Below are 9,729 nucleotides of genomic sequence, written 5' to 3'. Positions count from 1 at the left end.
CTTTTACATCTGACTTGCATTTCCGCCTGCGAACCCTTTACGCCCAGTGATTCCGGACAACGCTAGCCCCCTACGTATTACCGCGGCTGCTGGCACGTAGTTAGCCGGGGCTTTTTCTTATGGTACCGTCATTATCTTCCCATATAAAAGAACTTTACTGCCCTAAGGCATTCTTCATTCACGCGGCGTCGCTGCATCAGAGTTTCCTCCATTGTGCAATATTCCCCACTGCTGCCTCCCGTAGGAGTTTGGACCGTTTCTCAGTTCCAATGTGGCCGATCACCCTCTCAGGCCGGCTACCCATCGTCGCCTTGGTAGGCTTTTACTCCACCAACTAGCTAATGGGACGCGAGTCCATCTAAGACCACCGTAGTTTTGATCCTATGTACATGTGTATGTAGGATTTTATTCGGTATTAATCCCGGTTTCCCGAGGCTATCCCGATGTCAAAGGCAGGTTACTCACGTGTTACTCACCCGTCCGCCGCTAATCCGCTTTATCTTCATCCCGAAGGAATCTGTTAAAGCTTCATCGCTCGACTTGCATGTGTTAAGCGCGCCGCCAGCGTTCGTCCTGAGCCAGGATCAAACTCTCAATTAAAATTTGGTTTACCTAACTCTTCTAGTTTTAAACTAAACGAATATCTGGTTTGCTTTTTGCTTTGTGATTATATCACGAATTTATATCTTCACACTATTTAATTAACATGTTTCATGCTGTCCTATACCGGAACAGCTATTTTATTATAGCTTGTTTCTTTTTCTTTGTCAAGTAGATTTTACAAAACTTTTTAAATTTTTATATCTCTTTTACAGATTGTTTTTACAAGCTTGTTGTCTCACGCGACAACTTTTATAGTATATAATAATATTTTAACTTTGTCAACATTATTTTAAACTTTTTAGAAATTTTTTTAATTCAGCTTGTGGACTTATTTCATAAGCTTTTTCTAAATAAGTGACAGATTCTATTTTATCACCAATATCTAAAAGAACCAAGCCTAAATTATAATTTAATGTAAAAGAATTCTGTAAATTTTCGATACCTATTTTGTAGGTTTGAATAGCTTTGTTAAACTCTTCTTTATTTAATTGGATCATAGCTAATAGATTTATATTTTCTTCATTAATTTTGTAACTTATAGATTTATTAATACTTTTTTCTGCTTCTTCTAATTCTCCTAAGTTAAATTCGCATAGTCCTAGCAAATAATAATATTGCATTTTTTTCGTGTAATTATTGTCAATGTTTACCAAATCTTTTTTAGCTTTTGTAAATTTGCCTCGTGATATATATGCTCTTGCAGAATCATACAATACATAATTTTTTAACATTTCTATTTTTGACCTAGCATCTTGTTTCAATTCTTCATCTTTTGAGTAGTTTATGAATTTTTCAAAATATAATTTTGATTTTATGAATCTATTCATGTTTAAATTTATATATGCCAATCTGTAGTATGCAAGTTCATATTGTTCATCAATATTTAGGATATTATTATATCTTCTGATTATATTTTCTAATATTTTGTTATTCTCTTCAATTTCTCTTTCTGAAATAGTCTGATTATAGTATGCTTCTAATATATTAGCTTGTTTAAATAGAATATCTTTATCTTCTCCTAGTATATTTAAGTATGAATTTAGGTATATAAATGAATCTAGTATTTGTGTTTCTTGATTTTCAAATGATTTATGCATTGTATATTTTTTTAAGTCTAATCCTAATTCAATTAAAATATCCAGATATTGTTTTTTGTATATAAAATCTTTGTCTATTCCCAATAAATATATTATTGAGTCTACAATTTTTTCTGCACTTATATTTTCTATCTCTTTATCTTCTTTTAAATCATTTAATATATATTCTAATCTTATAGGTAAAGATGTACCAACTGGTAGACTAATATCTCTCAGTTGGTACTCTTTTTTTAACTCTATAAATACAATATCTTGTAATTTTTGTTCTAATTCATCTTTTAACGGCAATTAAATCTCTCCCATGTAAGCTCTTTTTCTTCTTGTGGAATTATGCAATATTTTATATAAACATCCTCTGAAAATCGCATACACCCCAGTTAATACTATTATTAAAAGTTGTTTTAAGTTTTGTATATCAAAGCCCAACACAACTAAACTTTCTGTGTTTAACCCTAAAGGTGTATCTATTATATTTGATGTAAGTATATAATTTTCTATGCTTAATCCTAAAATCCTCAATAGAATGAGATAGATTATAAAAGGTATAATCCACAATAAAAAATTTTCTTTCATAAATTCTACACAATGAGAATAAGCACTTGTATAGTATTCTCCACGTATATATATTGATTCTGCTATTGGATTTAACACAATTATTAATATAAAGTTTATTACTATTAATATTGACATCATCTTTGACAATGCTGGAGTTATCCAAGATATTAATATTAATATAAAATATACAGAATAAATAGAGGCAAAATAATCTTTAAAGGAGTTTTTAAAATTATTAAAGTTTAATCTGTTGTAAAATATCACATCACTTAATTGTGAATAATAACTAGACAATATTAAGGATGAAATTATTGGCAAGATAAAACCAGATGCGAAACCAAGAACGGGTGCTAAAGTTATATTAAAAGCCATCATTACAAATTTGTAAATGATGCTATATATCAAAGGCATTATTAGTATAAGTGGATTTTTTGTTATTTTACTTATGCTATCCCTTATTGCTTTTTCATATACCATTTTTAAGTCTTCGGTGAAATTCATTGTGCACTCCTTACATTTTATCTGGTGCCTGTATACCCAATAGTAGTAGACCACTAGCAATTACATTTTTCACTGTATAGCATAGCATTAGTCTTGAATTTTTAAGTTCTTCATTATCTACTAGAATTTGTGTTTGATTATAGAATTTATTAAAATTCTTCGCAAGTTCAACTACATATCTAGTTATAAAATATGGTTCATACTTTTCAGCAGCATCTTTTACAACATCACTAAAATTGTAAAGTGATCTGATAATGTCAATTTCAGTTTCTTCTGTCAGTAATTTTGCATTTGTAGGATTATTTAAATTAAAATTACCTTTTTCTAATAGTGAGGATATCCTTGCATGTACATATTGCACATATGGACCTGTTTCACCTTCAAATGACAATGTCTTATCCCAATCAAATACATAATCTTTTATTCTACCATTAAATAATTCTTGGAATTTAATTGCTCCAACACCTATCATTCTCGCTAATTCTTCTTTGTTTTCTAATTTTTGTCCTGAAGAGATTTCTCTATCATTTAAAATTTCCATAACCTTATTAATAGCTTTATTTAATACATCTTCTAGATATACAACTTTTCCTTTCCTAGTTGAAAGTGTTCCATCTTCTAATGATACCATTCCAAAAGGAACATGAACAATTTCATCATAAAAATCGTAATTTGCCTCTTTTAGTGTAGCTTTTAATTGTTGAAAATGTAAAGACTGCTGAGCACCAACTACATAAATACTAACCACTGGTTTATATTCTTCATGTCTATATTTTGCAGCGGCTATATCCCTTGTGAGATAAATACTTGTTCCATCACTTTTTACGATTATTGCTGGTGGAAGATTGTATTTATCAAGATTAATTATTTCAGCCCCTTGCGAATTTTCCATGACATTTTTTGCTCTTAATTCTTCTATTAAAGACGGTAATTTATCCGAATAAAAGCTTTCTCCATTAAACGAATCAAATTCTATATCAAGAATTTCATAAACTCTATTAAATTCTTTTAAACTAACTTCTCTAAACCATTTCCATAAAGAAACAGCTTCTTCATCATTTTCTTCTAAGCGTTTGAACCATTTTCTACATTCTTCTTTTACCGTTGGCTCTTCTTCTACTACTTTATTTATTTTTACATATAATTTAAAAAGTTCAGGAATAGGATTCTTCTCAATAGCTTCTTGATTACCCCATTTTTTATAGGCACAAATTAGCATTCCAAATTGCGTTCCATAATCTCCTAAATAATTAATTGCAATAGTATTATATCCTAAAAAATTATAAATTCTTTTGATTGAATCTCCTATTACAGTTGATCTTATATGTCCAATATGAAATGGCTTAGCAATATTTGTAGACGAATATTCTACTAAGGCATTTTCTCCTTTACCAACATTGATTTTTCCAAAATTCTGTCCTTTATCTTTAGATTCATTTAATATTTCTTCAGCTAATAGTGTTTTATTTATATAAAAATTCAAATATGCGTTTTTGCTTTCTACTCTTTCAAAATATTCTGATTCAATTTCATTTGCTAAATCACTTGCTATGATAGCTGGATTTTTTCTATAAACTTTTGCTAAACTAAAAACTGGAAATGCAAAATCACCCAATTCATATGATGGTGGTGTTTCAAGTATTTCATTTATTTGTTTTCTATCTAATTCTTCAATTTTTTCATCTAATATATTAATTATCTCTTCTCTAAAATTTATCATATACTCACCTCTATTTTAATACAACTATAGTAACTCCATCTCCACCCTCGTTATAAGCAGCATCATGAAATGTTTTTACTATCCTTATTCCTTTCATATAATCTCTTAGTTTTGCTCTCAACACTCCTGTCCCTTTTCCGTGTATTAATCTCACTGATTTTAGTCCAGAAATATATGCATCATCTAAATATTTTTCTACTATATCTTTTGCATCTTCGAAGTTTTTTCCTCGTATATCTATTTCTGATTTTACATTTGTTGCCTTATCTCTTAAAATTTTCTTTGTATTGACTTTCGTTGTATTTTCTTGGACATTTACACGAGTTAAGCTTTCTTTTGGCAACTTCATTTTCATAATACCAGATTGAACTAAAACATTGCCTTTATTATCAGGCATTTCTAAAACAGTAGCTACATTGCCAAAAGATGTCCTCACTTGATCTCCAATTTTAATTTCTTTGATTGGGTTTTTAGCTTTTGTGATTTCTATGTCTGAATCTTTATTCGTTTTTCTAATGCTTTCTCTCAGTAAATCTTGTGCATCTTGAATTTTTCTAGAATTATCAGATAAAATATTCTCTTTTGCTTCGTTTAGTTCAGAAAGTATAAGCTCTGCATTTTGTTTTGCATTTAATAAGACTCTACGAGCTTCTTCTTTAGATTTTTCTATTATTTTTTCTCTTTGATTTTCTACATTTTTTATTTTATTTTCTAAACGTCTATTTTGTTCTTTTAAATCAATGTTTTGTCTTTCTAAATCTTCTTTTAATCTTGCAATTTTAGTCCTATCAGCATCAATTGCTTGAAGAACATCTTCGAATTCGATATTTTCTGAGCTTAAAAGCTTTTTAGATTCTTCTATTATATATTCAGGTAAACCTAGCCTTTTTGATATTTCAAATGCATTGGACTTGCCTGGTACTCCAATTAATAATTTATAAGTTGGTGATAAAGTATTTACATCGAATTCCATGGAAGCATTAGCTACACCCTTTGTTGTAAGTGCATACACCTTTAATTGATTATAATGTGTTGTAGATATACATCTTATCTTTCTATCTAGCATGTGTTGCATTATTGCTCTAGCTAATGCAGCTCCTTCTGTAGGGTCAGTTCCTGCTCCTAATTCGTCAAATAATACGAGAGAATTTTCATCTACCTCGTTTAAAATTCTCACAATATTAACCATATGTGAAGAAAATGTAGACAAGGACTGTTCTATTGATTGTTCATCGCCAATGTCTGCAAATACAGAGTCAAATATTGAAATCTCAGATGATTCACTAACTGGAATTAAAAGTCCATATTGAACCATAAGCACCAAAAGACCTACTGTTTTCAAACTGACAGTTTTACCGCCAGTGTTTGGGCCAGTTATTATTAATGAGGTGAATTCATCACCTAAATAAATATCTATTGGCACAGCAATCTCTCTATTTAAAAGGGGGTGATATGCTTTTTTTAAATTGATGTATTTTTTGTTATTGAGAATTGGCATATTTGCTTCTTGTTTAATTGCAAGTTTGGCTTTAGAAAAAATAAAATCAATCTCTATCAACTTATCTTGATTATATTCAATATTAACTGACTCTTCTGCAACAAATTCAGTGAGTTTACGCAATATTTTTTCTATTTCTGTAGTTTCTTTTAAATACAATTCTTTTAATTCATTATTTGCATCAACAACAGAAATTGGCTCAACATATATAGTTTGACCAGAACTTGAAATATCGTGTACCAATCCTTTAACTCTTGATTTATGTTCTATTTTAACTGGTACTACATACCTACCATCACGGAAAGTGACTATCTGATCTTGTAGATATTCTGATTGTGAAGTCAATACAGAATTCAATTTGTTTTTGATAGATTCTTTTTTTAAACCTATATTTTTTCTTATCCTATTTAATTCTTTTGAAGCGTCATCAGCAATTTCATCTTCAGAAATAATTTTAGAATTAATTTCTTCTTCTAGTGCTCTATTTATATAAAGTTCTTCAATTAATACATTTATAAAACTCATCGGAACATCTTTATGATCATAAGTTTCTTTCTTTAGATATAATTTTAGATTTCTTGCCACTCTCAAAAAGTCTGTTACATCTAAAAGCGATTTTGCAGTTAATACTCCACCAATATTAGCTACTTTTAGTATTTTTTTTATATCTACAATCCCAAAAAGAGCAGGTTCACCTTTTGCACTTATTAACCTAAGAGCTTCACTTGTCACTTTTAATCTTTTATTTACTTCGTCATAATCTGTCGAAAAATTTATATCATCTATATATTCAGTTGTGATTTTGGCACTTGCCAAAGATTTTAACTCCGAGAGAACTTTGTCAAATTCTAAAGTTTTCTTTGCTCTAGTAAAAGAGTCAATCACCTATAATCCCCCTATTTATATGACCTTTTGTTACCTGGCCATATTTATTTATTAATTTAATTCGTAACTTTTCATACTTATCACTATTAAATTCTCTATATAAATTTATAACATAATTAGTATATTCATCACCTAATATTAAAAGGTTTAAACCACTATTTATGACAGTCTTTACATATCCATCCAAAAGAATTGGATAAGAATTAAATATTTCTGTGAAAGCATCTTGTCTGAGGACTTCAAAATCAACATTTTTAGTATCCCTCAAATAATAATTTTTGAATTTACACTCAGGACAATATCTTTCATCTTTACAGTTTTTAATTATGGAAAAAGGGCAGTGCTTCATTGTCATAACAGGTAGTCTTCCATAAGATACAATGTTTGTATTACTATTAACAGTAGATAAAACTTTAATTTGTTTAGCATTTAATTCAGGTGATAAGGTAACACTATATAATCCTAATTTAGATAAAAAATCTAATGAGCTTTTATTAAAAACATTCAGTCCAATATCTCCATTAATCTTTATATCGTCATTTTTAAAAATATAATATTGCGAAATATTATTTATCCAAATACCTTCAATTTCCCTATGTTCTAAAATATAATTCCTTACTTTTTCCAATTCAATATATGAATAAAATTTATCTAAATAGACAGAAAATTTAAGTTGTGGATAACGCGATTTAAACTTATTAACATGATTTGGTCTTATTATTATTTCGTCTATTTTATTAAAATCTACTTTTTCTAAATGCTCAAACTTGTTAAAAAACACTTTAATTTTCGTATGATTTTTTAATAAAATTTTATCAGTTTCTACTAGGAGGTTATTTTTTTCCTTCCTAACCACTTTTTTATTCAAGATTTGTCTTTCTATTTTTCCAATTATCCCTCTTCTGAGTGCATTTACAGATGATATCCTCATAAAAGCATCTTTATCCAAATCTAGTTTTAGGGAATTTAAATAGAATATAGTATCATTTAACTTAGATAAATTTTCTGTAATTTTATCTTCTGTTATAGGAGATTTATGTGCAGCTTCTATTATTTCATCTAACTGATAATAATCTTTAACAAAACTTGTTTTGCCATAAATAATTGGTTTTTGTCCAACTTTTGCTATTACCTTCATATCTATAGGGATTTTATATTCATCAGTTTCTAGTTTAGAGTCTATATTTTCTTTCCATTTAATGGAAAAAGTTCTATTTATTATACTTTCTTTTTCAGTAAATTCTGGTAAATCTAGTATATATTCTTTGCCTTTCAAATATTTTTTATCAGTTTTAATACCAAAAGTCTTACCGCCATTTTTAAATTCTAATCCATCGCCAGCAAACACAGTATCGCTAAATACAACTTTCGCTTTATTTTTTCTAACTGACATTACCTTTCCTATTTCAATACCTCGATTATCAGGTCTATCGTAAGAAACGAAATTTCTACCAAAATCCCCATTAAATAATCCTTTTGTAAAGCCTCTATTAAAAGATTGCTCTACATTTTGTTTATCAGTTGTATCGAGTTTTCCACTAATTGCATTCTTATAAGCTGAGACTACTTGATAAACATATTGTGGGCTTTTCATCCTGCCTTCAATTTTTAAAGAAAAAGCTCCTGCTGCTAAGAGTTGTTTTACTTCATCTAATGTATTTAAATCTTTGGGAGATAAATAATATTTACTATCAGAAACAGAATTTTTATCCAAATCAAATATTTCATATTGTTTTCTACAAGCTTGTGCACATTCACCTCGATTACCAGACTTACCACCTATCATTGAACTCATTAGACATTCACCTGAATAACAAACACAAAGTGCACCATGTATAAATACTTCAATATCAATATTTAATTCTTTAATTTTTTTTATCTCAAAAATAGGTGTTTCGCGTGCTAATACAATTCTTGAAAAACCCATATCTTTTAAAAATAAAGCTCCATAATAATTATTAATTGCCATTTGTGTTGAGGCATGAAGTTCAAAATCAGGAAGTAGTTTTTTAATCTCCTTTACAAGACCAAAATCTTGAACAATTAAAGCATCTACTCCAATATCATACAGCTTTTGCGCTAATTTTAAAGCTTCTTCAAATTCAGTATCTGCAATGAGAATATTCATCGTCACAAAAATTTTAACATTTCTTAAATGAGCATAAGTAATGGCTTCCATCAATTCTTCGATGTTAAAATTTTTCGCTTTTGCTCTTGCAGAAAATTCGCTCGCTCCCAAATAAACAGCATCAGCACCTGCTATAACTGCCGCCTTTAGAGAGCTCATATTACCTGCAGGTGCTAACAATTCATATTTATTTTTCATCATAAAGACTTTCTAATTCTCTAGATAAATCAATAATCCTTCTTTGAGCATTATTATGTTTATTGTCCAGCTCTTTTATTTGCTCTTGATAAGCAGAAATATCCGCTTTTAAAGTGGCAATTTCTTTGCTTCTATCTACATTTATTTGATTAGCTTTTTTGAGTTTTTCAACTGTTTCATGTTCTTTTTCTTTAGTATTAGTAAACTGAGAGGAAATATTGGAATTTTCTTTTTTAAGATTTTCAATTGTATTTTTCAAAGCTTTAATTTCTTCAACTTTTTCCAACATTGCTTTCTCATCAGATTTCATGGAATTAATATCTATCTTATCTCTTTTAGTTCTTTCTAATTCATCTAATATATTTAACGCACAAAGTATAATTGATTGCACTTGATTTAATCTAAAATTACTATTATAAGTTTTCTGTATTTTTTCATCTAAAGTTTGTGCTAGATTTTTAACATAACTTTCATTGTCATCGCCTAGCACATAAAATTTCATGCCATCTATAATTACTTCAATTCTCTTGTTAGCTGACATATT

6 protein-coding genes and 1 rRNA gene are annotated in these 9,729 nt (G+C 28.8%); all 7 read right to left on the bottom strand.

The annotated features are described in order from the left end of the window. A 16S ribosomal RNA gene (locus ABID14_RS05870) occupies nt 1-600 on the bottom strand; the annotation flags it as partial. Nucleotides 601-887: 287 nt separating this feature from the next. Next, on the bottom strand, nt 888-1,988 hold the full coding sequence (locus ABID14_RS05865; RefSeq protein WP_354368104.1) for a tetratricopeptide repeat protein: 1,101 nt from the start codon (nt 1,986-1,988) through the stop codon (nt 888-890). Then, on the bottom strand, nt 1,989-2,756 hold the full coding sequence (locus ABID14_RS05860) for a hypothetical protein (protein ID WP_354368102.1): 768 nt from the start codon (nt 2,754-2,756) through the stop codon (nt 1,989-1,991). Between the two features lie 10 nt (nt 2,757-2,766). Beyond that, entirely contained in the window at nt 2,767-4,476 is a 1,710-nt protein-coding gene (gene argS / locus ABID14_RS05855) for an arginine--tRNA ligase (RefSeq protein ID WP_354368100.1), read from the bottom strand. 10 nt (nt 4,477-4,486) lie between these two features. After that, complete coding sequence (locus ABID14_RS05850) at nt 4,487-6,859, bottom strand: endonuclease MutS2 (RefSeq protein ID WP_354368098.1); 2,373 nt, start codon at nt 6,857-6,859, stop codon at nt 4,487-4,489. Next, complete coding sequence (locus ABID14_RS05845) at nt 6,852-9,188, bottom strand: U32 family peptidase (RefSeq protein WP_354368096.1); 2,337 nt, start codon at nt 9,186-9,188, stop codon at nt 6,852-6,854. Before ABID14_RS05845 ends, ABID14_RS05850 begins: the two co-directional genes overlap by 8 nt. After that, nucleotides 9,175-9,726, bottom strand: a complete 552-nt coding sequence (locus ABID14_RS05840) for a cell division protein ZapA (RefSeq protein ID WP_354368094.1) — start codon at nt 9,724-9,726, stop codon at nt 9,175-9,177. Before ABID14_RS05840 ends, ABID14_RS05845 begins: the two co-directional genes overlap by 14 nt. Nucleotides 9,727-9,729: the final 3 nt, after the last annotated feature.

The organism is Peptoniphilus olsenii (assembly GCF_040545475.1).
Taxonomy (GTDB): domain Bacteria; phylum Bacillota; class Clostridia; order Tissierellales; family Peptoniphilaceae; genus Peptoniphilus_A; species Peptoniphilus_A olsenii.
This window is presented reverse-complemented; position numbering and strand designations above follow the sequence as displayed.

What these genes read in the sequence shown, in the direction of transcription:
- ABID14_RS05845 (WP_354368096.1), bottom strand. Translation starts at nt 9,188, where the DNA reads ATGATGAAAAATAAATATGAATTGTTAGCACCTGCAGGTAATATGAGC.
- ABID14_RS05860 (WP_354368102.1), bottom strand. Translation starts at nt 2,756, where the DNA reads ATGAATTTCACCGAAGACTTAAAAATGGTATATGAAAAAGCAATAAGG.
- ABID14_RS05840 (WP_354368094.1), bottom strand. Translation starts at nt 9,726, where the DNA reads ATGTCAGCTAACAAGAGAATTGAAGTAATTATAGATGGCATGAAATTT.
- argS (WP_354368100.1), bottom strand. Translation starts at nt 4,476, where the DNA reads ATGATAAATTTTAGAGAAGAGATAATTAATATATTAGATGAAAAAATT.